This window comes from Serratia sp. H402Y (genome assembly GCF_051172415.1).
GTDB classification, from domain to species: domain Bacteria; phylum Pseudomonadota; class Gammaproteobacteria; order Enterobacterales; family Enterobacteriaceae; genus Serratia; species Serratia ureilytica.
The window spans coordinates 463062-484823 of sequence record NZ_JBPIYZ010000002.1 but is presented as its reverse complement, the minus strand read 5'-3'; the positions used below and the strand labels follow the sequence as shown (position 1 = coordinate 484823).

Here is a 21762-nt window from a genome sequence, read left to right as displayed (position 1 = left end):
TCAATGCGTAAGTCTTTTGTAGTTATTGTCCTCGCGGTGCTGGTGGTGCTGTACGCTTCGCTGTTCGTGGTGCAGGAAGGCCAGCGCGGCATTGTGCTGCGCTTCGGCAAAGTGCTGCGCGACGGCGAAAACAAGCCGCTGGTGTATGCGCCGGGTCTGCACCTCAAGATCCCATTCATTGAGACCGTGAAGAACCTGGATGCGCGTATCCAGACCATGGACAACCAGGCCGATCGCTTCGTGACCAGCGAGAAGAAAGACCTGATCGTTGACTCCTATCTGAAGTGGCGCATCAGCGACTTCAGCCGCTACTATCTGGCGACCGGCGGCGGCGACGTCTCCCAGGCCGAAGTGCTGCTGAAGCGTAAGTTCAGCGACCGTCTGCGTTCCGAAATCGGCCGCCTGGACGTGAAAGACATCGTGACCGACTCGCGCGGCAAGCTGATGTCTGACGTGCGTGACGCGCTGAACACCGGCACCGTGGGTGACGGCGAAGAAGTGGCGACCACCGAAGCCGATGACGCTATCGCCTCTGCGGCGGCGCGCGTTGAGCGGGAAACCACCGGCAAACAGCCGCAGGTGAACCCGAACAGCATGGCGGCGTTGGGCATCGAAGTGATCGACGTGCGTATCAAGCAGATCAACCTGCCGGCCGAAGTCTCCGACGCCATCTACCAGCGTATGCGCGCCGAGCGTGAAGCGGTAGCCCGTCGCCTGCGCTCGCAGGGCCAGGAAGAAGCCGAGAAACTGCGTGCCAGCGCGGACTACGAAGTGACCCGTACCCTGGCGGAAGCCGAGCGTCAGGCGCGTATCACCCGTGGTGAAGGCGATGCTGAAGCAGCCAAGCTGTTCGCCAACGCGTTCAGCCAGGATCCGGACTTCTATGCCTTTATCCGCAGCCTGCGTGCCTATGAAGCCAGCTTCAAGGACAACCAGGACGTGCTGGTACTGAGCCCGGACAGTGATTTCTTCCGCTACATGAAGTCGCCTGATACCCTGCGCAAATAAGCGCGGCAGGCAATCTGATCGAGGGCCCGTTTTCGCGGGCCCTTTCTCGTTTTTGGGGGATGCATGAACTCAACGATTTGGCTGGCGCTCGGGCTGGTCCTGGTGCTGGAAGGACTGGGGCCGATGCTGTTTCCGCAGGCCTGGCGCAAAATGATTGTGGCGATGTCGCAGTTGCCGGACGCGACGCTGCGGCGATTTGGCGGTGGAATAGTGGTTGCGGGCTGCGTGATCTACTACATGTTGAGCGGCCGCACGGGTCTTTAAAGTCTAGCCCAAAATTTATGCAATCGTATGCTAAAAGTGCTGAAAATCGAAAATTACGGTGGTAGAATCCATTTTTAAGCAATCGGTGATTTTGAAAAATGGGTAAGAACGTCGTCGTACTGGGCACCCAATGGGGTGACGAAGGTAAAGGCAAGGTTGTAGACCTGCTGACTGAACGGGCTCAATATGTTGTGCGCTACCAAGGTGGCCATAACGCTGGCCACACTCTGGTAATCAACGGTGAAAAAACCGTTCTTCATTTAATTCCTTCAGGCATTCTGCGTGAAAACGTCACCAGCATCATCGGCAACGGTGTTGTTCTGGCGCCGGACGCATTGATGAAAGAAATGGGTGAACTCGAAGCGCGTGGCATCCCGGTACGCGAACGTCTGTTACTCTCTGAAGCTTGCCCGTTGATCCTGCCTTACCACGTTGCGTTGGATAACGCGCGTGAGAAAGCGCGCGGCGCGAAAGCGATCGGCACCACCGGTCGCGGCATCGGCCCGGCTTACGAAGATAAAGTGGCTCGTCGCGGTCTGCGCGTCGGCGATCTGTTCAACAAAGAAACCTTCGCCGTTAAGCTGAAAGAGATCGTCGATTACCACAACTTCCAACTGGTCAACTACTACAAAGTTGAAGCCGTCGATTATCAGGCGACGCTGGACTACGTGCTGTCTATCGCCGATATCCTGACCGCGATGGTGGTTGACGTTTCCGAACTGCTGGACGGCGCGCGCAAGCGTGGCGATCTGATCATGTTCGAAGGCGCTCAGGGCACCCTGCTGGATATCGACCACGGTACTTACCCGTACGTGACCTCTTCCAACACCACCGCCGGCGGCGTGGCTACCGGTTCCGGCATCGGCCCGCGTTATGTGGACTACGTGCTGGGCATCGTGAAAGCCTACTCCACTCGCGTGGGTGCAGGCCCGTTCCCAACCGAACTGTTCGATGAAACCGGCGAGTACCTGTGCAAGCAGGGTAACGAGTTCGGCGCCACCACCGGCCGTCGTCGTCGTACCGGCTGGCTGGACGCGGTAGCGGTACGTCGCGCGGTGCAGATCAACTCCCTGTCCGGCTTCTGCCTGACCAAACTGGACGTCCTGGACGGCCTGAAAGAAGTGAAGATCTGCGTGGGTTACCGCATGCCGGACGGCCGTGAAGTGGACACCACTCCGCTGGCGGCTGAAGGCTGGGAAGGCATTGAGCCTATCTACGAAACCATGCCGGGCTGGAGCGAAACCACCTTTGGCGTGAAAGAGCACAGCAAGCTGCCTCAGGCTGCGCTGAACTACATCAAGCGCATCGAAGAAGTGACCGGCGTACCGGTAGACATCATCTCTACCGGCCCGGATCGCAGCGAAACCATGATCCTGCGCGACCCGTTCGACGCATAATCAGGCTTTGCGGCATTAAACAAACCGGGCGCGTCCCGGTTTGTTTTTATCCTGACTCCCTCCGATTGCGGTTTCACGTCAAAAAATCCTTTCATAAACCCGCCTTAGGGCGCGGGATTCGCTAAATAATTAGCGACGAACTCTCCGGCTGGTTTATTATCCAATGAGTAATCTTTTGAATAGCGCCGAAAAGCGGCGTATCAGACGGGTAAAGTCATACCCAGAGGTAAGATGTGCAGTTAACAAGTTTTACTGATTATGGTCTGCGGGCGTTGATCTACATGGCCTCGTTGCCGCAGGACAAGATGACCAGTATCTCGGAAGTGACCGAGGTGTATGGCGTGTCTCGCAACCATATGGTGAAGATCATCAATCAGTTGAGCCGGGTCGGTTTTGTCACGGCGGTGCGCGGCAAGCATGGCGGCATCCGTTTGGGAAAACCGGCCGAGAGCATTCGCCTCGGCGATGTCGTGCGGGCGCTGGAGCCGCTTGCGCTGGTTAACTGCAGCAGCGAGTTTTGCCACATCACCCCTGCCTGCCGATTGAAGCAGGTGCTCCAACAGGGCGTACAGAATTTCCTTGAAGAGCTGGATAAGCATACGTTGGCCGACATGGTCGAAGACAATCCGCCGCTCTACAAGCTATTGCTTGTCGAATAAAACGACGTTGAGAAGACAAGGCTCAACGTCATCCTGCTGATGACAACGGAGGAACCGCAATGTCACAAGATCCATTCCTGGAACGAGAAGCAGAAAAATACGAATCTCCCATCCCCAGCCGTGAATATATCCTGGCCCATTTGGCGAAACGAGAAACGCCGGCCAGCCGCGAAGAACTGGGCAACGAATTGGGCCTCAGCGGCGAAGAACAGCTGGAAGCGCTGCGCCGCCGCCTGCGCGCCATGGAGCGCGATGGCCAGTTAGTGTTTACCCGCCGCCAGTGCTATGCGCTGCCGGAGCGTTTGGATCTGCTGCGCGGCACGGTGATCGGCCACCGCGACGGCTACGGCTTCCTGCGCGTTGAAGGCAGCAAAGACGATCTGTACCTGTCCGCCGAACAGATGAAAATGGCGATCCACGGTGACGTGGTGCTGGCGCAGGCGCTGGGCGCGGATCGCAAAGGGCGTCGCGAAGCGCGCATCGTGCGCGTGCTGGTGCCGAAAACCAGCCAGATCGTCGGCCGCTTCTTCATGGATGCCGGTACCGGCTTCGTGGTGCCGGACGACAGCCGTCTGAGCTTCGATATTCTGATCCCGGCGGACAGCGTCAGCGGCGCGCGCATGGGGTATATGGTGGTGGTGGAGCTGACTCAACGCCCAACCCGCCGCACCAAAGCGGTCGGCAAGATCGTCGAGATCCTCGGCGACAAAATGGGCACCAGCATGGCGGTGGATATCGCGCTGCGCACCCATGAGATCCCGCATACTTGGCCGCCGCAGGTGGAAAAGCAGGTGGCCGATCTCAGCGAACAGGTGCCGGAAGCGGCCAAGAAGGGCCGCGTCGATCTGCGCAAGCTGCCGTTGGTCACCATCGACGGTGAAGACGCGCGCGACTTCGATGACGCCGTGTACTGCGAGAAAAAACGCGGCGGCGGCTGGCGCCTGTGGGTCGCGATCGCCGATGTCAGCTACTATGTGCGTCCACGCACCGCGCTGGACGACGAAGCGCGCAGCCGCGGCAACTCGGTGTATTTCCCGTCGCAGGTGATCCCGATGCTGCCGGAAGTGCTGTCCAACGGGCTGTGCTCCCTGAACCCGCAGGTCGATCGCCTGTGCATGGTGTGCGAGATGACCATCTCCGCCCAGGGGCGCCTGTCCACGGCCAAGTTCTACGAGGCGGTGATGAGCTCCCACGCCCGCCTGACCTACAACAAGGTGTGGCACATTCTGCAGGGCGATCAGGAGCTGCGCGAGCATTACCACCCGCTGGTCAAGCACCTGGAAGAGCTGCACGCCATGTACAAGGTGCTGGATAAGGCGCGCGCCGAGCGCGGCGGCATCGCGTTTGAAACCGAAGAAGCCAAATTCATCTTCAACGCCGAACGCCGCATCGAGCGCGTGGAGCCGACGGTGCGCAACGACGCCCACAAGCTGATCGAAGAGTGCATGATCATGGCCAACGTGGCGGCTGCGCGCTTCGTCGAGAAACGCAACGAGCCGGCGCTGTACCGCGTGCACGATCGTCCGAGCGATGACCACATCTCCGCGCTGCGCAGCGTGCTGAGCGAGCTGGGGCTGACGCTGGGCGGCGGCAACAAGCCGCAGCCGAAGGACTATGCGGTGCTGATGGATGAAGTGTCCGAGCGCCCTGACCACGAAATGCTGCAAACCATGTTGCTGCGCTCGATGAAGCAGGCGATTTACGATCCGGAAAACCGCGGCCACTTCGGCCTGGCGCTGGCCTCTTACGGCCACTTCACCTCGCCGATCCGCCGTTATCCGGATCTGGCGTTGCACCGCGCGATCAAATACCAGCTGGCCAAAGAGCATGGCGAGCCGAAAGAGCGCTGGACGCCGACCGGCGGCTGGCACAGCGAATTCGAAGAGATGCTGCAGCTGGGCGAACACTGTTCGATGACCGAGCGCCGCGCGGATGAAGCGACGCGCAACGTCGCCGACTGGCTGAAGTGCGACTTCATGCAGGATCACGTCGGTGAAGTGTTCAGCGGCATTATCTCCAGCGTGACCGGCTTCGGCTTCTTCGTGCGCCTGAACGATCTGTTCATCGACGGGCTGGTGCACGTATCAACGCTGGATAATGATTACTATCGCTACGATAATATCGGCCAGCGCCTGATCGGCGAGTCTTCCGGCACGGTCTATCGCCTGGGGGATACGGTGGAGATCCGCGTGGATGCGGTGCATATGGACGAGCGCAAGATCGACTTCGCGCTGGTGTCCAGCACCCGCAAAGCGCGCGGTGAAGGCAAAACCGAGCGCGAACGCGCCAAGAAGGGCGGCCAGCGCACGCTGCGCGACAGCGGCAATGCGGGGCGCGGCAAGCGCCGCGGCGGCAAACCGCCGGCCAACTTCGAGCCGGACAGCGCCTTCCGCAAGCAGGATGACGCCAAGCCCGCGGACAACGTGAAGAAGGCGAAAAAGAAAGCCAAGAAAGCGTCCGACAAAACGCGGAAAATCGCGGCGGCGACCAAAGCCAAACGCGCAGCCAAGAAGAAAGGTGCCGAGCAGGCTTAACCTGCCGCACATCGTTACCATCGGCCGGTTATCGCCGGCCGCACGACTTTAAAAGAGCATCATGAGCGAAATTATTTACGGCATCCACGCCGTCAAAGCCCTGTTAGAGCGCGATCCGCAACGCTTCCTGGAAGTGTTTATCCTGAAAGGCCGCGAAGATCGCCGCCTGCAGCCGCTGATCGCCGAGCTGGAAGCGACCGGCATCGTGATCCAGGTGGCGAACCGCCAATGGCTGGATGACAAGGTTGAAGGCGCGGTGCACCAGGGGATCATCGCCCGGGTGCGCGAAGGGCGTCAGTATCAGGAGAACGATCTGCCGGGCCTGTTGGAGAGCGTGGAAACGCCATTCCTGCTGGTGCTGGACGGCGTGACCGACCCGCATAACCTCGGCGCCTGCCTGCGCAGCGCCGATGCTGCCGGCGTGCACGCGGTGATCGTGCCCCGCGATCGTTCCGCCCAGTTGAACGCCACCGCCAAGAAAGTGGCCTGCGGCGCCGCCGAAAACGTGCCGTTGATCCGCGTGACCAACCTGGCGCGCACGCTGCGTCTGCTGCAAGAGATGAATGTCTGGGTCGTCGGCACCGCCGGCGAAGCCGACCATACGCTATATCAGAGCAAAATGACCGGCCCGATGGCGCTGGTGATGGGCGCGGAAGGCGAAGGCATGCGCCGCCTGACCCGCGAACACTGCGATGAGCTGATCAGCATCCCGATGGCCGGTACCGTCTCTTCACTGAACGTGTCGGTTGCCACCGGCATCTGCCTGTTCGAAGCGGTGCGCCAGCGCGGCTGATTCTTCTGACGGGGGCGCCGTGCTCCCGTTAATTCCCCCTCTTGTGATCCCGCCTGCGGCAGAAATCTCTGCGCCGACCATACTTACTCCTGACGCTTTTTTCAGGGAGCACTCTCATGGTCTGGACTACGCACACCGTTTTTAACCAACCCAAGCCGCTGGGCAACAGCAACCTGTTTCTCTCCGATACGCCGCTGCGCGAAGCGTTGCAGCGCGAGCAAGGCGGTTGGGACGCCGAGGTATTGGCTTCGCTGGGCCAGCAGCTCGGCACGCAGGAGTCGCTGGAGCTGGGGCGGCTGGCCAACGCCAACCCGCCGGAGCTGCTGCGCTACGACGCCACCGGCCAGCGGCTGGACGACGTTCGCTTTCACCCGGCCTGGCATATCCTGATGCAGGGGCTGATCGCCAACCGGGTGCACAACCTGCCCTGGCAGGAGGATGCGCGCATCGGTTCCTTCGTGGCGCGCGCCGCGCGCTTTATGCTGCATGCGCAGGTCGAGGCCGGCACGCTCTGCCCGGTGACCATGACCTTCGGCGCCACGCCGCTGTTGCTGCAGGCGTTACCGGCCGAGTTTCGCGCCTGGCTGACGCCGCTGCTGTCGGATCGTTATGACGCTCATCTGCTGCCGGGCGGGCAAAAGCGCGGCCTGCTGATCGGCATGGGCATGACAGAGAAGCAGGGCGGCTCCGATGTCTTGAGCAATACCACCACCGCCACGCCGCTCGGCGCGCGCGGGCCGGGCGAAGCCTACCGGCTGGTGGGGCACAAGTGGTTCTTCTCGGTGCCGCAAAGCGATGCGCACCTGGTGCTGGCGCAGGCCGAAGGCGGGCTGTCCTGTTTCTTCCTGCCGCGCATTTTGCCGGACGGCAGCCGCAACGCCATTCGCCTTGAGCGGTTGAAAGACAAGCTGGGCAACCGCTCCAACGCCAGCAGCGAGGTGGAGTTTCAGGACGCCACGGCCTGGCTGCTGGGCGATGAGGGCGACGGGGTGCGGCATATCCTGAAGATGGGCGGCCTGACCCGTTTCGACTGTTCGCTGGGCAGCCACGGCCTGATGCGCCGCGGGCTGTCGGTGGCGCTGTATCATGCGCTGCAGCGGCAGGCGTTCGGCAAATTGTTGATAGAACAACCGCTGATGCGCCAGGTCTTGGCGCGCATGGCGCTGCGGCTGGAAGGGCATACCGCGTTGCTGTTCCGGCTGGCCCGCGCCTGGGAGAGCCGCAGCAATGAAGGCGAGCTGATCTACAGCCGCCTGCTGACGCCGGCGGCCAAATACAGCATTTGCCGTCAGGGCATGCCGTTCATCGCCGAGGCGATGGAGGTGCTGGGCGGCATCGGTTACTGCGAGGAGAGCGAGCTGCCGCGCCTGTACCGTGAAATGCCGGTGAACAGTATCTGGGAGGGCTCCGGCAACATCATGTGTCTGGACGTGTTGCGCAGTCTGCATAAACTGCCGGGCGCGCTCGAGATGTTGCAGTTCGAGCTGCAGCCGGTGCGCGGCCAGAATCGGTTGTTCGATCACGCCTGGCGGCAGTGGCAGCAGCGTGCCCGGCAACCGAGCGAGGAGATGGGGCGGCTGCTGACTCAACAGCTGTTCGACCTGTGCTGCGCCGCGCAGTTGCTGCAGCACGCCAGCCCGCTGATCGCCGACGCCTGGTGTCATCTGACGCTGGATCACCGCGGCGAGAGCCTGCTGTCGGCCGAGGCGTGCGAACTGCTGCTGAACCGCGCCATCGGCGGTTAGGGAAAAGGGTGGCGCCCGGCGGCGAAAACCTTTTTAATTCAGCCTCACTCTGACAGGAAAATGCACATGGATATTCTCAGCGCGTTGGCGGCGTTCGCCTCTTACTTCTTCAGCGGCTTCGCCATGATTTTGGTGTTTCTGTTCGTCTATACCCGCATCACCCCGCACGACGAATGGGCGCTGATCAAGGCCGATAATCAATCCGCCGCCTTCGCTTTTATCGGCGCTTGCCTGGGATATGTGATCCCGTTGGCCAGCGCGGCGATCAACTCGATCAGCCTGCTGGATTACCTGCTGTGGGGCGTGGTGGCGCTGGTGGTGCAACTGCTGCTGTTCGCCGCCGTGAAGATCTACATGCCGCGCATCAGCGACAAGATAGAAGCGAATCACCTGGCCGCCGGGATTTTCCTGGGGGGCGTCTGCGTCAGCGGCGGGGTGTTGAATGCGGCTTGCATGAGCTACTAAAGGTATAAGATGGCCGAGGCGCGCCAGCCAAGCGGGTACGCCTGCTCTTCCATCCGCAGAATGCGGTAATAGCTGGCGCCGTGTTGGTCGGCGGTGCGGGCGATGGCCAGTTCCGCCTCCTGCGGTGAGCCGGGCAAATCGTTGAAGGTGATCTCGGCGATTTCACTGAGCGGCGTCACGCGATCGGCGGGCGCCAGCTCGGCGGACTGTGCGCCGGTGCTGAGCAATCCCATGGAAAGCAAGAGGGAGGTGAGTGCGGTGGAGCGTTTCATGGCGTTCCCCTTCGTCAGATCCTGAATCGACACCCGCAACATGCGGCATGCTGTCCCTCAGTGTGCAACACCCTTCTTCAGCCAGTGCAAAGCCAGTGTAAAGCTGCTTAAAAAATCCCCGCCTTAGCGATACAGGATCGCCTGGGAATACCATTGGCCCGGCACGACGGTTTCGCTGTTCATGATGATCACGTAATAACGGGCGCCGGCGGCGGTGGCCTTGCGTTGGATCTCCGCTTCCACGTCCATCGGGCTGCCGCGCACCACGGCGGTGACGGTGCCCATTTTCACCAGCTCGGCGGTCTGCGCGCGAACGATCTCCTGCGCCTGAGCGGTGGGTGGCGGCGGCGGTTTCGACGTGGTGGTCATGATGCCGCAGGCGGAAAGCTGTGCGGCCAGCGTCAGGGTAATGAGTGTGCGGGCAATCGTCATGGTGACCTCGTAAGCGCCGGTGCGATGGCTTCAGTGTAACGCAATATAAGCTGTAACAGATTGAGCTAACGCTGCTTCGCGCAAGTTTGTCATGATGAATGCCAACAGGTGAGTTGAGGATGAACGGATGATCGAAATTCATGACGAGCAGGCTGGCGATATCGCGGTGATCCATGCGGTGCCGGCGGGGCAGTATCATCGGCCGCTGCCGACGGTGTTCTTCTGCCATGGCTATACCTCGTCGAAAGAGGTATACGCTTATTTCGCCTATGCGCTGGCGCGCGCCGGTTTTCGGGCGGTGTTGCCGGATGCCGATCGGCACGGCGAGCGATTCGACGGCGATGAGGCGCGGCGCCTGGCGTCATTCTGGGAGATCCTGCGCAGCAATATCGACGAACTGCCGCAGATCAACGCGCATTTTGAGCGGCTTGGCCTGATCGCCGACGGCCGCATCGGCGTCGCCGGCGCCTCAATGGGCGGCATGACCGCGCTTGGCGCCTTCGCGCGCTTTCCGTGGATCCGTGCGGCCGCCAGCCTGATGGGTTCCGGCTATTACCGTGCGCTGGCGCAAACGCTGTATCCGCCGTTGGGCGAGACGGGCGAGGCGCTCTCGCCGACGGCGTTTGCGGCGCGCACCGCCGTGCTGGCGGAGTATGAGCTGGAAGGACGTTTGGCGCAGATTGCAGGGCGGCCGCTGCTGCTGTGGCACGGCGAGACGGACGACGTGGTGCCGGCGGCGGACAGCCTGCGTTTGGCGGCTGAACTGCGGCAGCAAGGTGCGGACGGCCGTTTGACATCGCTCGTCGAGCCGGGCGTGAAGCATCGCATCACGCCGCTGGCGCTGTCCGCCACCACCGATTTCTTTCGCCGCGAATTGTAATGCGCCTCCGGGCGTGATGCGTGGAATTGCGGTGCTCTCTGTAGGCTGTTTCGGTCATTGTTTGACGCATGGCGGAGGAGAATGTCAGCGTGAATTCTTTCAGGGGCGGCAAGGAGCGGAGAGCATGATAAAGGGTATCAGCAATACGGCCGAGACAGCGCGCGGGCTGGCGGGAACGATGAAAGCGCGCGCCGATCTTAACTCAATGGCCTTCAGTGAGATGCTGGGGGCAGCCGACGGCAAGGCGCGGCAAAACAAGGCGAATCCGCTGTCGCGCATCACCGCGCATACGGTGCAAAACATGACGGCGCTGTTCGCCTCCGCGCCGAAAGCGGCGGCCGCGCAAACCGCGAAGGCCGGCTCGCTCTCCTTCGAGCAGCGGGCGACGCTGGAGGAAAGCGCCGAATTGCTGCAGGCACGGACAAACTATCTGCGGATGGCGCTGCAATTGCACAATCCGGGCAAAGCGTTCAGCGCGCCGACGTTGCTCAAACTGTGATGGGTGAGGAAGTGGAGCGCCCGACAGGCGGCGCTCCGGTGCGGACTGAACGGGCTTTCTGATGAAGCCCTGGGGATTTCCCTGGCGTGGCGCGTCTTTTTAACGGTACAGCTCGGCGCTGACGTGCATCGTGCTGTTGTCGCCCGGTTCGTGCAGGGCGATGATGCGATAAGAGCTTGCACCGCGTTGATCGGCGATTTTACTGACCTGGCTGCTGGCGTCATCCGGCGAGACCACGTTCTGGTTCAGGGTGACGAAGCCAACGCTCTGGCGTTGATCGGCCTGGTGCGAGGAGATCTCCGTCGCGGCCATCACGTTGGCGGAGAACAGGGCGGCAAGCGCCGTCGCGAGAATGATGCGTTTCATAGTGCCTCTCTTACTTTTTGCCGTTACGGCCTGACAGCGAGTGTCGCTGCGGCAAAAAGTCATTTATCTGCATTGAATAACCTGGAATCTTTTTCGTCGCGCTGTCTGCGGCGGATAAGGTTAATTTTAGTCGGTTGCGGCGGATTAAAAAGCGGGGCGTTTTGATGGCCTCTTTCAAAAAAAATGAAATAGATTTGTGACTCAGCGCTGATTTCATTGAAAGATTTTTGAAACTGATGGATCGGCGTACATAGGTTTCCTCGCCAGCAAATCGTGCTATTTCCCATACCCCCTCTCAATAACGCGAATAAAACCCACGCAGTCCTTGAGTTTCCCGCCCTGCGTCAGTATGATTACGCGTCATTTTTCAGCCGCACACTAAACACGTTCCTTGCTTCCATGGGCCGCGGTTGACCCTGACAGGAGGCTGAATAATCCGTAAGGAGCAATTCGATGCGTCATTACGAAATCGTTTTTATGGTCCATCCTGACCAAAGCGAACAGGTTCCGGGCATGATCGAGCGTTACAGTGCTACCATCACTAACGCGCAAGGTCAGATTCACCGTCTGGAAGACTGGGGCCGCCGTCAGCTGGCTTATCCGATCAACAAACTGCACAAAGCTCACTACGTTCTGCTGAACGTTGAAGCGCCGCAGGAAGCGATCGATGAGCTGGAAACTAACTTCCGCTTCAACGACGCCGTTATCCGCAGCATGGTTATGCGCGTTAAGCACGCGGTAACTGAAGCATCTCCGATGGTTAAAGCGAAAGACGAACGTCGTGGCGATCGCCGCGAAGACTTCGCTAACGAAACCGCAGATGATGCAGATGCTGGGGATTCTGAAGAGTAATTGCCGCCGTGACGGCTAATCGTCTGGTTTTGTCGGGCACTGTGTGCAAGGCGCCGGTTCGAAAAGTGAGTCCTTCCGGGATACCGCACTGCCAATTTGTGCTAGAGCACCGTTCGCAGCAGATGGAAGCCGGATTCAGCAGACAAGCATGGTGCCGAATGCCCGTGGTTGTCAGCGGACAACAGTCACAAGCACTAACTCAAAGATTAACGGTCGGCAGTCAGATTACCGTGCAAGGCTTTGTAAGCTGCCATCAAGGGCGCAACGGGCTGAGCAAATTGGTTCTGCATGCCGAGCAGATTGAATTGATAGATTCTGGAGACTAGCCAAATGGCACGTTATTTCCGTCGTCGCAAGTTCTGCCGTTTCACCGCGGAAGGCGTTCAAGAGATTGACTATAAAGACATCGCTACGCTGAAAAACTACATCACCGAAAGTGGTAAAATTGTACCGAGCCGTATCACCGGTACTCGTGCAAAATATCAGCGCCAGCTGGCCCGTGCTATCAAGCGCGCGCGCTACCTGTCTTTGTTGCCGTACACTGATCGTCATCAGTAATCGGCCACTGTCCATTAACGACTTTGAGAGGATAAGGTAATGCAAGTTATTCTGCTTGATAAAGTAGCAAACCTGGGCAGCCTGGGTGATCAAGTTAACGTTAAAGCGGGCTACGCTCGTAACTTCCTGGTACCACAGGGCAAAGCTGTTCCTGCTACCAAGAAAAACGTTGAGTTCTTCGAAGCACGCCGTGCTGAACTGGAAGCCAAACTGGCTGACGTTCTGGCTGCTGCTGAAGCTCGCGCAACCAAGATCAACGAACTGGGTTCAGTGACCATCGCTTCCAAATCTGGCGACGAAGGTAAACTGTTCGGCTCTATCGGCACCCGCGACATCGCTGACGCAGTGACTGCGGCAGGCGTTGAAGTTGCCAAGAGCGAAGTTCGTCTGCCGAACGGCGTTCTGCGTACCACTGGTGAGCACGAAGTGCACTTCCAGGTACACAGCGACGTGTTCGCACAGCTGAATGTAGTTGTGGTTGCAGAAGCGTAATTTACGCTGCTGTTAACCCGGTTAAAACGCCAGCCTCGCGCTGGCGTTTTGCTTTTCTGCGCCTGGCAAAACGCGCTACGCTTGAAGACGGGATGAAAAGGGAGAGCGTGCGATGGCAACGATTACGCTACAGCGAGTTTACGACTTCAGCGCGCCGGCGCCGGCGCATTGCTATCTGATAGACAGGCTATGGCCGCGCGGCATCAGCAAGGAGAGGCTGGCGGGCGTGCAGTGGTTGAAACAGCTGGCGCCGGATGACGAGCTGCGCAAGTGGTTCCATCAGCATACCGACCAGTGGGAAGCCTTCGAGGCGCGTTACCGCCAACAGCTGGCGGCCAACGACGCCTGGCAGCCGCTGGTGGCGCTGTTGCGGCAGGGGGAGGCGCTGACGCTGCTGTATGGCAGCAAAGATACCGAGCACAACCAGGGCGTGGTGCTGCGCGAGTTTTTGCTGGCGCAGCTTTAGCGATTAGCGTTCCCGGCGGTAGCTGCCGTCGGCCTGGCGGCGGAACAGCGCCTGGCTGTTGTCCACGGTGGTGACCGACAGCGCGTTAATCACGCCGTTGGCGTCGCGTTCGATGCGCACTTCCTGACCGGCTTTCATGTTGCTCAGCGGTTTGTCGCCGCCTTCCACCTGCGCCATGGCGAACACCTCATTCACCGGCAGATTGTTGTCGCGAAACAGCTGGGCCAGCGTCTGGCCGGGCTGGATCTGATAACGCTGCCAGTTGCCCGCCGGCGTCGGTTCGTTGGTCGGCGTGGCGGCGCCACCGCCGTTTTGCAGCTCAGCCTGCAGCGGCACGCTGGTTTCCTGCTGAGAGACCGGGAACGGCTGTCTTTCGGGCGAGTAGGGCCACAGCAACGCCAGCAGCAGAATGATGCCGAAGATCAGCACCCAGCGGCGGTGAAAGTAGGGTAGTGGTTCCATCCAATGGAAACCGTCCGGCAGATGCCAGACTTTGGCCAGCAGCGCTTTGACCCGCTGCATCTTGTCGTTGGCCGACGGCGGTTCCGATGGCGACTCCGCGTCTTCCTGCGTGGGTGCGGCGCCGGGTTTCAGGCGCTGGCTGATGTTCAGCCAGGTGCGCAGCAGCGGCTGGTAGATGCGGGTGGTTTTCCTTCTCCTGGGCGCGATTCTGCCCATGGTGACCTCTCTTCGACGGCGTAATAATAAGCGCGGCGCGGCAAGCGCGTCGCCTGCCCGATATCCTGCTTTCAGTATAGTCCGCTAACTGATTGAAGTGAAAGGCGGCTGAGCGGCAGGGCCGGGGTTTGCGGCTGCGGGCGTTAACAGAAGGTTATTGTTTCTTTTTCTACGACAAAAGTCATCATTCTCCACACAAGATTTTACCCGGCATTGACGCGCTGTTATGCTGCGCTTTCGACTTTTTACAGACTTAAGGAAAACCCCATGACAACCCCTTCTTTTGACAGCGTTGAAGCGCAAGCAAGTTACGGGATTGGTTTACAGGTCGGCCAGCAGCTGCAAGAGTCCGGGCTGGAAGGTTTGCAACCGGAAGCTTTGCTGGCGGGTCTGCGCGACGCGCTGGAAGGGAATGCCCCGGCGGTTCCGGTAGACGTGGTGCACCGTGCGCTGCGTGAAATCCACGAGCGTGCGGATGCGGTGCGCCGCGAGCGCCAGCAGGCAATGGCCGTTGAAGGCCAGAAATTCCTGGACGACAACGCCAAGCGCGACGACGTGACGCTGACCGAGTCTGGCCTGCAGTTCTCCGTACTGGAGCAGGGCAACGGCCCAATCCCGTCCCGTCAGGATCGCGTGCGTGTGCACTACACCGGCCGTCTGATCAACGGCGACGTGTTCGACAGCTCGGTTGAACGCGGCCAGCCGGCAGAATTCCCGGTCAGCGGCGTGATCCCAGGCTGGATCGAAGCGCTGACCCTGATGCCGGTAGGTTCCAAATGGCAGCTGTATATCCCGCACAACCTGGCCTACGGCGAGCGTGGCGCAGGCGCGTCCATCCCGCCGTTCAGCGCGCTGGTGTTCGACGTCGAGCTGCTGGAAATCCTGTAATTCCACCGAGGATTACTCTGGGCGCCTTCGTGGCGCCCTTATTTTATGCGTCGCGCAAACGGGCGATGAATGGCCGGGCGAGCCGGCCAGTGACAGTGAGTTACTTACCGCTTAAATCGATGCGATAAACCGCGAAGCCGATGCTGTCGCTGCCTGCGGCGCTCATCGGGTATTGGGCGTGCTCTTTGATAAACTTCGTCGCTTTGTCCGAAGGCGAGGTCTCGAAGCGGATATCCAGCGGCTGCTTGCTGCTGAAGTTAGCCAAACGCCAATTGTTGTCTGCCTGCGGGCGCACCGCGCCATGCCGCTGGGTTTCGGCGGTGATGTAGGCCGCCAGCACCGAGCGGTTTTCATCCGGCGAAGCGAAGGCGATATGTTTGTCGCCGGTGCCGGCAAACTTGCCGCCGTAGGCGCGGTAGTTGTTGGTGGCAACCAGGAAGGTGGCGTTCGGATCGATCGGCTTGCCGTTGAAGGTCAGCTGCTTGATGCGCTCCGCCTTAGCGTTGATCAGCTGGCATTCGCCGTCGTAGCGCGCCGGTTGGCTGACGTCGATCTGGTAGTTGACGCCGTCGATCACGTCGAAGTTATAGGTGCGGAAGCCGTCCCAGTTGATCAAGCCTTGCGGCTTGGCGCTGTTGACGTCGATCTGGTTGAACTGGCCGGCGGAGCACTCCAGCCACTCTTTCACCTCTTTGCCGCTGGCCTTCACCACCACCAGCGTATTGGGATAGAGATAGAGATCGGCGGCGTTGCGGAAGGTGAGCTGGCCTTTTTCCACTTCGACGAAGCTGGCGGGGTCGTTCTTGCGGCCGCCGACCTTGAATGGGGCCGCCGCGGACAGCACCGGCAGATCGGCCAGGTCCGGGTCGCCCTGGATGTAATGTTCGACGTAGGCCTTCTGCGCATTGTTGACGATCTGCACCGTCGGATCGTCCTGCACCAGCGCCAGGTAGCTGTACATGTTGCCGTCGGATTTACCGATCGGCTGGCTGACGAACTCGCGCGTGCCTTTGTGATCGTCCGCCAACACCTTCACCAGCGCGGCATCTTCCGCCGCCAGCGATTTCTTGTTCTCTTTGTCGTAGATCGGCCGCGCTTCCGCTTTGGCGGCGGTCACTTTCCAGCTACCGCCATCGTTGTTGAGCTGCAGATCGACCACGCCGAGATGATCGCCCCATTGGCCCGGCATCACCGCCGGTACGCCATTCAGCAGACCTTTGTCGATATCCGCGCCTTTGATGTTGGCGAAGTCCTTGCTCGGGAACACCGCGTGGGCGTGGCCGAACATGATGGCGTCGATGCCGGGCACCTGGCTGAGGTAATAGACCGAGTTTTCCGCCATCGCCTTGTAAGGCTCGCTGGACAACCCGGAATGCGGGATCGCCACCACCAGATCGGCGCCCTGTTTACGCATCTGCGGCACGTAGCGCTTGGCGGTGGCGGTGATGTCGTCCACCGTCACTTTGCCCTGCAGGTTGGCTTTGTCCCACACCAGGATCTGCGGCGGCACGAAGCCGATGTAGCCGATGCGCAGCGTATGCGCCTTGCCATCGCGATCCTTCACCGGGGTATCGACGATGATGTATGGCGTGAACAGCGGTTTTTGCGTTTTGGCGTCGATGACGTTGGCGTTGATGTACGGGAATTTGGCGCCGGCGATGGCGTTCTTCAGGTAGTCCAGCCCGTAGTTGAACTCATGGTTGCCGATGTTGCCGACCACATAGTCCAGCGTGTTCATCGCCTTATAGACCGGGTGCACGTCGCCCGGTTTCAGCCCCTTGGCCGCCATGTAATCGCCGAGCGGGCTGCCCTGAATGATGTCGCCGTTATCCACCAACACCGCGTTGGCGGCCTGCTGGCGCGCCTGTTGGATCAGGCTGGCGGTGCGCACCAGGCCGAACTTGTCGGTCGGCGTGTCCTTGTAGTAATCGAAGTCCATCATGTTGCTGTGCAGATCGGTGGTTTCCAGCACGCGCAGATCGACGGTGGCCGCCTGCGCCGAGGCGCATACCAGCAGCGCAAGCGCGGACAGCGTCAGTGGATGCTTCATCATTTGGGGGTCTCTCCATTCCATTATTCGAGTGTTATCGCAGAGGGAAATGTAATTAACACTGCTTGCCACAGTAAACTGTGAAGTGTGGCAGAAAACGGCGGCGGGTAACGCGGGGAAGTTCACAGTTGTGCCCAACAAGATCTGAGGAATTCCCGTGGCTTAGCCGGTTGAGATGGATATTCGGCGTAAAAAAAACTAGTCTGCTAGCAGAGACAGAGGGAAATTTCCCACGGAGATGCAGAGTTGAGGTGCATGATGTTAGAGCGAATTTGCCAACTGTCCCGCGAGGCGGGGGCGGCGATCATGGCGGTGTACGACGGTGAACAACCGCTTGATGTCGCACAGAAAAAAGATGACTCACCGGTGACGGCGGCCGATCTGGCGGCGCATCACATCATCAAGCGCGGCCTGGCGGCCCTGACGCCGGAGGTGCCGCTGCTGTCGGAAGAGGATCCGCCGGCGTGGGAAGAGCGCCGCAACTGGACGCGCTACTGGCTGGTCGATCCGCTGGACGGCACCAAAGAGTTCTTGCATCGCAATGGCGAGTTCACGGTCAATATCGCCCTGATTGAAGACGGGCAGGCGGTGATGGGCGTGGTGTACGCCCCGGCGATCGACGTGTTGTATCTGGCGGAGCGCGGCAAGGCCTGGAAAGAAGAGAAGGGCGTGCGGCAGGCGATCGGCGTCAGCAACGCGCATCCGCCGCTGGTGGTGGTGAGCCGCTCGCATATCGACGACGAATTGAAAGACTATCTGCAGCAGCTGGGCGAGCACCAGACCGTGTCCGTCGGTTCCTCACTGAAGTTCTGCCTGGTGGCGGAAGGCAAGGCGCAGCTCTATCCGCGCTTCGGGCCAACCAATATTTGGGATACCGCCGCAGGACACGCGGTGGCGGTGGCCGCCGGGGCGCAAATTCACGATTGGCAGGGCAAGCCGTTGCTCTATACCCCGCGTGAATCTTTCCTCAACCCCGGCTTCCGGGTGTCGCTGTTCTGAGTCAGTTCGCCAACAGCTGGTGCAGCTTGGACATCACCTGCTGCACCTCTTCCGGCGTCAGCGCGCCGTCTTTGGCGAACTGAATGCGCCCTTGCTTATCCAGCACCACGATGGCGGAACCTTTCGGCTGCAGATCCCAGGCTTTGCGCACGTTGCCGTCGCTGTCGACGATAAACTGCGACCACGGGAACTCTTTCTTGCTGTCTTCGATGCTGCTGCGCACGAACATGGCGGTGCCCATCAGGGCATCGTCGGTGTTGACGATTGTCGTCGTTTGGTAACGATCGTGTGGTAGTTTCGCCTTCTTAATCGCTTCAATCAGTGGGTCGTTCATGTCTTTGGCGGAGCTGCGACCGGCAATGTGCTGTATCACCCGCACTTTTCCACTGAGCTGCGCGCTGTTCCAATTCTGGTAGCTAAAATTACCGTCAGCGTAATTGAGCTCTCCTTTATCGCTGACGCCAACCGGCGCCACGCGCTGCTGGAGCTGGAAGTTGTGCGCGGAAGCGAAAAGCGGGGCGAGCAGCAGGGATACCATCAGCATGCGACTTGTTTTCATGCTTTCTCCTTGTAAATGGGGGAATTTGTGCGACAGCACTTCGACAGCCTAAAGCATAGGATGTGATAAGAGGTCTGTCCTGTTAACCGGATCGCAGTTTTTCCCTTGGTTCGCTAATCATCAGATTTTGAAGGGATATCCTGAAAACGTTATAAATCATCATATACAATTCTGTCAAAAAGTGTAAATCCAGTGCAGATCACCGGGCGGAAGTGAACGATCTGGTCTTTACTGGGTCTACTACATGCAATCAAGTTGCGTTCTGAATTTCGAGGCTGCCACCTTTGGCGGCTCGCTGAGCGCATGGATCAACGGGAGGAGCGTAAAAGAATGAGAATCTTCCAGCGTTATAACCCTTTGAAAGTGGCGAAGTACGTTAAGACCCTGTTTCGCGGAAGGCTGTATATCAAGGACGTGGGCGCATTTGAATTCGACGAGGGGAAAATCCTGCCGCCGAAGATTCGCGACAAGCGCCATTTCAGCGTGATGTCCGAAGTGAACCGCCAGGTGCTGCTGCTGCAGGCCGAGGTCGGCTGAACACGGCGCTGACAGCGGTAAAAAAATGCGGCCCCGATGGGGCCGCTGATGTTTTTGTCCTTCGCGCCGTCAGGCCGCAGGCGTGTCGTCCGGCGCTTTCGGCAGCACCGCCGCCGGTTTGTCGCTCAGTCGGGTGACCAGCAGCTGATCTATCTTGTAGCTGTCGATATCCACCACTTCGAACTTGTAGCCGGCGTATTTGACGAAGTCGGTGCGTTTCGGGATCTTGCGCAGCATGTACATCATAAAGCCGCCAATGGTTTCGTAGTTGCCCGCCTGCGGGAACTCGTCGATATCCAGCACGCGCATCACGTCGTCGATCGGCGTGCCGCCTTCAATCAGCCATGAGCTTTCGTCGCGCGCCACGATCTGCTCTTCCTGGCCCTGGCCGACCAGATCGCCCATCAGCGTGGTCATCACGTCGTTAAGGGTGATGATGCCCACCACCAACGCATATTCATTGAGGATCACCGCGAAGTCTTCGCCGGCGGTTTTGAAGCTTTCCAGCGCTTCGGACAGCGTCAACGTGTCCGGCACGATCAGCGCCGAGCGGATCTGCACGCCGCTGCTCAGCACCAGGCTCTGGTTGCCCAGCACGCGGTTCAGCAGGTCTTTGGAATCGACATAACCCACCACCTGATCGATATGGCCGTCGCACACCAGGAACTTGGAGTGCGGATGGGTCGAGACCTTCTCCTTGATGCTCTCTTCGCTTTCGCGCAGATCGAAGTACACCACGCTTTCGCGCGAGGTCATCGAAGACGGCACGGTGCGCGATTCCAGTTCGAACACGTTTTCAATCAGCTCGTGCTCCTGCTTGCGCAGCACGCCCGCCAGGGCACCGGCTTCTACCACCGCGTAGATGTCATCGGAGGTGATGTCGTCTTTACGCACCATCGGCAGCTTGAACATGCGGAAGATCAGGTTGGCCATGCCGTTGAAGAACCACACCAGCGGGCGGAAGATCATGATGGAGAAACGCATCGGGTTGATGATCCGGACGGCGACCGTCTCTGGTGCAATCATACCGATGCGCTTCGGGGTCAAATCGGCGAACAGGATAAACAGGCTGGTCACCAGCACGAAGGAGCAGATGAAGCTGACCTGTTCCGCCAGTTCGGGCGACAGGAAGCGAATAAAGAACTGTTGGAAGGTGCCGGAAAACGCCGCGTCGCCGACGATACCGCCGAGGATGGCCACGGCGTTCAGGCCGATCTGCACCACGGTGAAGAAGATGCCAGGGGTTTCTTGCAGTTTAAGCACTCTGGCGGCGTTGATGTTGCCTTCGTCCGCCATCAGCTTCAGTTTGATCTTGCGCGAGGCGGCCAGAGAGATTTCCGACAGTGAGAAAAACGCACTCACCGCGATCAGAAAAAGAATCAGTAAAATACTGTTTAACATAATCTATCCATACGTGCCGACGGGATGCCGGCGCTCTTGAGGAAGGGTAGTACATAGTAAAAAAAGCAGCGATAACAACCAGAAGGGAAGCTATCGGGCCGCAGAAGCGGCCCGTACAGTATAGCAGTTGCCCCACAGGGGCCGCCAGCGGTTAAAAAAGTGCCGCCGGCCGGCATCGGATCAGCCCTGCGGCGGCAGGCAAACGCCGATGCCGCCCAGCCCGCAGTAACCTTCCGGGTTTTTGAACAGGTACTGCTGGTGATCGTCTTCCGCATAATAGAACGGCAGCGCCGGCGCGATCTCGGTGGTGATGACGCGCTTGTCGCCCGCCGCCGCCATCGCCTGCTGGAAGCGTTGCAGGCTGCTTTCCGCCTCGGCCTGCTGCTCTGGGCTCAGCGTGTAAATCGCCGAGCGGTACTGCGTGCCGACGTCGCCGCCCTGGCGCATGCCCTGCGCCGGATCGTGATTTTCCCAGAACACCTGCAGCAGCTGCTTGTAGCTGACGACCTGCGGATCGAACACCACGCGCACCACTTCGGCGTGGCCGGTCTGGCCGCTGCACACTTCGCGGTAGGTCGGGTTCGGCGTGTAGCCGCCGCTGTAGCCGGCGGCGGTGCTGTAGACGCCCGGCTGTTGCCAGAACAGACGCTCAACGCCCCAGAAACAGCCCATGGCGAAGATCGCCACTTCCATGCCGGCCGGCACCTGAGTCATCGAGTGTTCGGTGACGACGTTGAGCGTTGCGACAGGCATTGGCGTGGTGCGGCCAGGCAGCGCGCTTGCCTTATCGACGGTTTGTGATTTATCAAAAAATGGCACCACGGTTGACTCCTGTTGTCACAGTAAGAATTGACCCTACATGGCGGCGGTTCGGTTGTATCTCACCGCGTCTTTGCCCACAATAAGCGGCAAGTGGGATTTTGTATAAGCTTAACGCAGTATTTTGAGCGCCAAAAGTGAAGAATTCG

27 protein-coding genes are annotated in these 21762 nt (G+C 59.8%); 18 read left to right on the top strand and 9 right to left on the bottom strand.

What is annotated here, in order from left to right; all coding sequences use genetic code 11:
- Positions 1 to 3 precede the first annotated feature (3 nt).
- The 8 genes from hflC (at position 4) to ACSBQS_RS16265 (ending at position 8865) form a co-directional block, all read left to right on the top strand.
- Entirely contained in the window at positions 4 to 1008 is a 1005-nt protein-coding gene (hflC, locus tag ACSBQS_RS16300; protein ID WP_004933669.1) for a protease modulator HflC, read from the top strand.
- Positions 1009 to 1071: 63 nt separating this feature from the next.
- Positions 1072 to 1272 (top strand): DUF2065 domain-containing protein, encoded by a 201-nt coding sequence (locus ACSBQS_RS16295; RefSeq protein ID WP_004933666.1) that lies wholly within the window; start codon positions 1072 to 1074, stop codon positions 1270 to 1272.
- Between the two features lie 98 nt (positions 1273 to 1370).
- Positions 1371 to 2669, top strand: coding sequence for an adenylosuccinate synthase (locus tag ACSBQS_RS16290; protein ID WP_025159583.1), 1299 nt, complete (start codon positions 1371 to 1373; stop codon positions 2667 to 2669).
- A gap of 233 nt (positions 2670 to 2902) precedes the next feature.
- Positions 2903 to 3328, top strand: a complete 426-nt coding sequence (gene nsrR / locus ACSBQS_RS16285) for a nitric oxide-sensing transcriptional repressor NsrR (protein WP_015376391.1) — start codon at positions 2903 to 2905, stop codon at positions 3326 to 3328.
- 59 nt (positions 3329 to 3387) lie between these two features.
- Positions 3388 to 5862, top strand: a complete 2475-nt coding sequence (gene rnr, locus ACSBQS_RS16280) for a ribonuclease R (RefSeq protein WP_047025081.1) — start codon at positions 3388 to 3390, stop codon at positions 5860 to 5862.
- A gap of 61 nt (positions 5863 to 5923) precedes the next feature.
- Complete coding sequence (gene rlmB / locus ACSBQS_RS16275; RefSeq protein WP_004933653.1) at positions 5924 to 6655, top strand: 23S rRNA (guanosine(2251)-2'-O)-methyltransferase RlmB; 732 nt, start codon at positions 5924 to 5926, stop codon at positions 6653 to 6655.
- 116 nt (positions 6656 to 6771) lie between these two features.
- Positions 6772 to 8400 carry an isovaleryl-CoA dehydrogenase gene (locus tag ACSBQS_RS16270; RefSeq protein ID WP_047025082.1) on the top strand — a complete coding sequence of 543 codons (1629 nt, stop codon included), beginning with the start codon at positions 6772 to 6774 and terminating at the stop codon, positions 8398 to 8400.
- A gap of 66 nt (positions 8401 to 8466) precedes the next feature.
- Positions 8467 to 8865, top strand: coding sequence for a DUF350 domain-containing protein (locus ACSBQS_RS16265; protein ID WP_047025083.1), 399 nt, complete (start codon positions 8467 to 8469; stop codon positions 8863 to 8865).
- Here the strand turns inward: ACSBQS_RS16265 and ACSBQS_RS16260 are convergent.
- Positions 8862 to 9137: a DUF1471 domain-containing protein gene (locus ACSBQS_RS16260; protein WP_197750088.1), complete on the bottom strand. Its 276-nt coding sequence runs from the start codon at positions 9135 to 9137 to the stop codon at positions 8862 to 8864. The two genes, ACSBQS_RS16265 and ACSBQS_RS16260, sit on opposite strands and share 4 nt — an antisense overlap.
- Positions 9138 to 9260: 123 nt before the next feature.
- Complete coding sequence (gene bsmA, locus ACSBQS_RS16255) at positions 9261 to 9569, bottom strand: biofilm peroxide resistance protein BsmA (RefSeq protein ID WP_434991182.1); 309 nt, start codon at positions 9567 to 9569, stop codon at positions 9261 to 9263.
- 127 nt (positions 9570 to 9696) lie between these two features.
- On the opposite strand from bsmA, the gene yjfP reads away from it, so the two are divergent.
- Both yjfP and ACSBQS_RS16245 read left to right on the top strand, forming a co-directional pair.
- Positions 9697 to 10449: an esterase gene (gene yjfP / locus ACSBQS_RS16250; protein ID WP_042783520.1), complete on the top strand. Its 753-nt coding sequence runs from the start codon at positions 9697 to 9699 to the stop codon at positions 10447 to 10449.
- 124 nt (positions 10450 to 10573) lie between these two features.
- Positions 10574 to 10948 (top strand): hypothetical protein, encoded by a 375-nt coding sequence (locus ACSBQS_RS16245; protein WP_033641632.1) that lies wholly within the window; start codon positions 10574 to 10576, stop codon positions 10946 to 10948.
- A 99-nt stretch (positions 10949 to 11047) separates the two neighbouring features.
- On the opposite strand, the gene ACSBQS_RS16240 is transcribed toward ACSBQS_RS16245, so the two are convergent.
- Both ACSBQS_RS16240 and ACSBQS_RS16235 read right to left on the bottom strand, forming a co-directional pair.
- Complete coding sequence (locus tag ACSBQS_RS16240) at positions 11048 to 11314, bottom strand: DUF1471 domain-containing protein (protein WP_033638913.1); 267 nt, start codon at positions 11312 to 11314, stop codon at positions 11048 to 11050.
- A 10-nt stretch (positions 11315 to 11324) separates the two neighbouring features.
- Positions 11325 to 11531: a hypothetical protein gene (locus ACSBQS_RS16235; protein ID WP_127897167.1), complete on the bottom strand. Its 207-nt coding sequence runs from the start codon at positions 11529 to 11531 to the stop codon at positions 11325 to 11327.
- A gap of 236 nt (positions 11532 to 11767) precedes the next feature.
- Here ACSBQS_RS16235 and rpsF point away from each other — a divergent pair, with 236 nt between their 5' ends.
- The 5 genes from rpsF to ACSBQS_RS16210 all read left to right on the top strand — a co-directional run bounded on the left by rpsF (position 11768) and on the right by ACSBQS_RS16210 (position 13682).
- Positions 11768 to 12166, top strand: coding sequence for a 30S ribosomal protein S6 (rpsF, locus tag ACSBQS_RS16230; RefSeq protein WP_004933634.1), 399 nt, complete (start codon positions 11768 to 11770; stop codon positions 12164 to 12166).
- A gap of 8 nt (positions 12167 to 12174) precedes the next feature.
- Complete coding sequence (gene priB, locus ACSBQS_RS16225) at positions 12175 to 12492, top strand: primosomal replication protein N (RefSeq protein ID WP_049233092.1); 318 nt, start codon at positions 12175 to 12177, stop codon at positions 12490 to 12492.
- Between the two features lie 4 nt (positions 12493 to 12496).
- Positions 12497 to 12724: a 30S ribosomal protein S18 gene (gene rpsR, locus ACSBQS_RS16220; RefSeq protein ID WP_000135199.1), complete on the top strand. Its 228-nt coding sequence runs from the start codon at positions 12497 to 12499 to the stop codon at positions 12722 to 12724.
- A gap of 39 nt (positions 12725 to 12763) precedes the next feature.
- Entirely contained in the window at positions 12764 to 13216 is a 453-nt protein-coding gene (gene rplI, locus ACSBQS_RS16215; protein WP_004933629.1) for a 50S ribosomal protein L9, read from the top strand.
- Positions 13217 to 13328: 112 nt separating this feature from the next.
- Positions 13329 to 13682: a DUF488 domain-containing protein gene (locus ACSBQS_RS16210; protein WP_342163673.1), complete on the top strand. Its 354-nt coding sequence runs from the start codon at positions 13329 to 13331 to the stop codon at positions 13680 to 13682.
- A gap of 3 nt (positions 13683 to 13685) precedes the next feature.
- On the opposite strand, the gene ACSBQS_RS16205 is transcribed toward ACSBQS_RS16210, so the two are convergent.
- Positions 13686 to 14360, bottom strand: coding sequence for an OapA family protein (locus ACSBQS_RS16205; protein WP_042783524.1), 675 nt, complete (start codon positions 14358 to 14360; stop codon positions 13686 to 13688).
- 267 nt (positions 14361 to 14627) lie between these two features.
- Here ACSBQS_RS16205 and fklB point away from each other — a divergent pair, with 267 nt between their 5' ends.
- The gene (gene fklB, locus ACSBQS_RS16200; protein WP_004933618.1) at positions 14628 to 15248 is read left to right on the top strand and encodes an FKBP-type peptidyl-prolyl cis-trans isomerase; all 621 of its coding nucleotides are present in this window, start codon (positions 14628 to 14630) and stop codon (positions 15246 to 15248) included.
- A 100-nt stretch (positions 15249 to 15348) separates the two neighbouring features.
- Here the strand turns inward: fklB and ACSBQS_RS16195 are convergent, their stop codons facing one another.
- Positions 15349 to 17301, bottom strand: a complete 1953-nt coding sequence (locus ACSBQS_RS16195; RefSeq protein ID WP_033651488.1) for a bifunctional 2',3'-cyclic-nucleotide 2'-phosphodiesterase/3'-nucleotidase — start codon at positions 17299 to 17301, stop codon at positions 15349 to 15351.
- 255 nt (positions 17302 to 17556) lie between these two features.
- Between ACSBQS_RS16195 and cysQ the strand changes: the two genes are divergently transcribed.
- Positions 17557 to 18297 (top strand): 3'(2'),5'-bisphosphate nucleotidase CysQ, encoded by a 741-nt coding sequence (gene cysQ / locus ACSBQS_RS16190; protein ID WP_033644177.1) that lies wholly within the window; start codon positions 17557 to 17559, stop codon positions 18295 to 18297.
- Between the two features lies 1 nt (position 18298).
- On the opposite strand, the gene ACSBQS_RS16185 is transcribed toward cysQ, so the two are convergent.
- A complete protein-coding gene (locus tag ACSBQS_RS16185; protein ID WP_025159587.1) occupies positions 18299 to 18856 on the bottom strand; it encodes a YtfJ family protein in 558 nt (185 codons plus the stop codon).
- A gap of 330 nt (positions 18857 to 19186) precedes the next feature.
- Between ACSBQS_RS16185 and ACSBQS_RS16180 the strand changes: the two genes are divergently transcribed.
- Positions 19187 to 19393 carry a DUF1107 domain-containing protein gene (locus ACSBQS_RS16180; RefSeq protein WP_033641639.1) on the top strand — a complete coding sequence of 69 codons (207 nt, stop codon included), beginning with the start codon at positions 19187 to 19189 and terminating at the stop codon, positions 19391 to 19393.
- 69 nt (positions 19394 to 19462) lie between these two features.
- On the opposite strand, the gene ACSBQS_RS16175 is transcribed toward ACSBQS_RS16180, so the two are convergent.
- Together ACSBQS_RS16175 and msrA are read right to left on the bottom strand one after the other, a co-directional pair.
- On the bottom strand, positions 19463 to 20794 hold the full coding sequence (locus tag ACSBQS_RS16175) for a hemolysin family protein (protein ID WP_033641641.1): 1332 nt from the start codon (positions 20792 to 20794) through the stop codon (positions 19463 to 19465).
- Between the two features lie 180 nt (positions 20795 to 20974).
- Positions 20975 to 21613, bottom strand: a complete 639-nt coding sequence (msrA, locus tag ACSBQS_RS16170) for a peptide-methionine (S)-S-oxide reductase MsrA (RefSeq protein WP_089195519.1) — start codon at positions 21611 to 21613, stop codon at positions 20975 to 20977.
- Positions 21614 to 21762 lie beyond the last annotated feature (149 nt).

Coding starts and splice junctions, on each gene's coding strand:
- hflC (WP_004933669.1), top strand. CDS start 4: ATGCGTAAGTCTTTTGTAGTTATTGTCCTCGCGGTGCTGGTGGTGCTG.
- ACSBQS_RS16295 (WP_004933666.1), top strand. CDS start 1,072: ATGAACTCAACGATTTGGCTGGCGCTCGGGCTGGTCCTGGTGCTGGAA.
- ACSBQS_RS16290 (WP_025159583.1), top strand. CDS start 1,371: ATGGGTAAGAACGTCGTCGTACTGGGCACCCAATGGGGTGACGAAGGT.
- rnr (WP_047025081.1), top strand. CDS start 3,388: ATGTCACAAGATCCATTCCTGGAACGAGAAGCAGAAAAATACGAATCT.
- rlmB (WP_004933653.1), top strand. CDS start 5,924: ATGAGCGAAATTATTTACGGCATCCACGCCGTCAAAGCCCTGTTAGAG.
- ACSBQS_RS16270 (WP_047025082.1), top strand. CDS start 6,772: ATGGTCTGGACTACGCACACCGTTTTTAACCAACCCAAGCCGCTGGGC.
- ACSBQS_RS16265 (WP_047025083.1), top strand. CDS start 8,467: ATGGATATTCTCAGCGCGTTGGCGGCGTTCGCCTCTTACTTCTTCAGC.
- ACSBQS_RS16260 (WP_197750088.1), bottom strand. CDS start 9,137: ATGAAACGCTCCACCGCACTCACCTCCCTCTTGCTTTCCATGGGATTG.
- bsmA (WP_434991182.1), bottom strand. CDS start 9,569: ATGACGATTGCCCGCACACTCATTACCCTGACGCTGGCCGCACAGCTT.
- yjfP (WP_042783520.1), top strand. CDS start 9,697: ATGATCGAAATTCATGACGAGCAGGCTGGCGATATCGCGGTGATCCAT.
- ACSBQS_RS16245 (WP_033641632.1), top strand. CDS start 10,574: ATGATAAAGGGTATCAGCAATACGGCCGAGACAGCGCGCGGGCTGGCG.
- ACSBQS_RS16240 (WP_033638913.1), bottom strand. CDS start 11,314: ATGAAACGCATCATTCTCGCGACGGCGCTTGCCGCCCTGTTCTCCGCC.
- ACSBQS_RS16235 (WP_127897167.1), bottom strand. CDS start 11,531: ATGAAATCAGCGCTGAGTCACAAATCTATTTCATTTTTTTTGAAAGAG.
- rpsF (WP_004933634.1), top strand. CDS start 11,768: ATGCGTCATTACGAAATCGTTTTTATGGTCCATCCTGACCAAAGCGAA.
- rpsR (WP_000135199.1), top strand. CDS start 12,497: ATGGCACGTTATTTCCGTCGTCGCAAGTTCTGCCGTTTCACCGCGGAA.
- rplI (WP_004933629.1), top strand. CDS start 12,764: ATGCAAGTTATTCTGCTTGATAAAGTAGCAAACCTGGGCAGCCTGGGT.
- ACSBQS_RS16210 (WP_342163673.1), top strand. CDS start 13,329: ATGGCAACGATTACGCTACAGCGAGTTTACGACTTCAGCGCGCCGGCG.
- ACSBQS_RS16205 (WP_042783524.1), bottom strand. CDS start 14,360: ATGGGCAGAATCGCGCCCAGGAGAAGGAAAACCACCCGCATCTACCAG.
- fklB (WP_004933618.1), top strand. CDS start 14,628: ATGACAACCCCTTCTTTTGACAGCGTTGAAGCGCAAGCAAGTTACGGG.
- ACSBQS_RS16195 (WP_033651488.1), bottom strand. CDS start 17,301: ATGATGAAGCATCCACTGACGCTGTCCGCGCTTGCGCTGCTGGTATGC.
- cysQ (WP_033644177.1), top strand. CDS start 17,557: ATGTTAGAGCGAATTTGCCAACTGTCCCGCGAGGCGGGGGCGGCGATC.
- ACSBQS_RS16185 (WP_025159587.1), bottom strand. CDS start 18,856: ATGAAAACAAGTCGCATGCTGATGGTATCCCTGCTGCTCGCCCCGCTT.
- ACSBQS_RS16180 (WP_033641639.1), top strand. CDS start 19,187: ATGAGAATCTTCCAGCGTTATAACCCTTTGAAAGTGGCGAAGTACGTT.
- ACSBQS_RS16175 (WP_033641641.1), bottom strand. CDS start 20,794: ATGTTAAACAGTATTTTACTGATTCTTTTTCTGATCGCGGTGAGTGCG.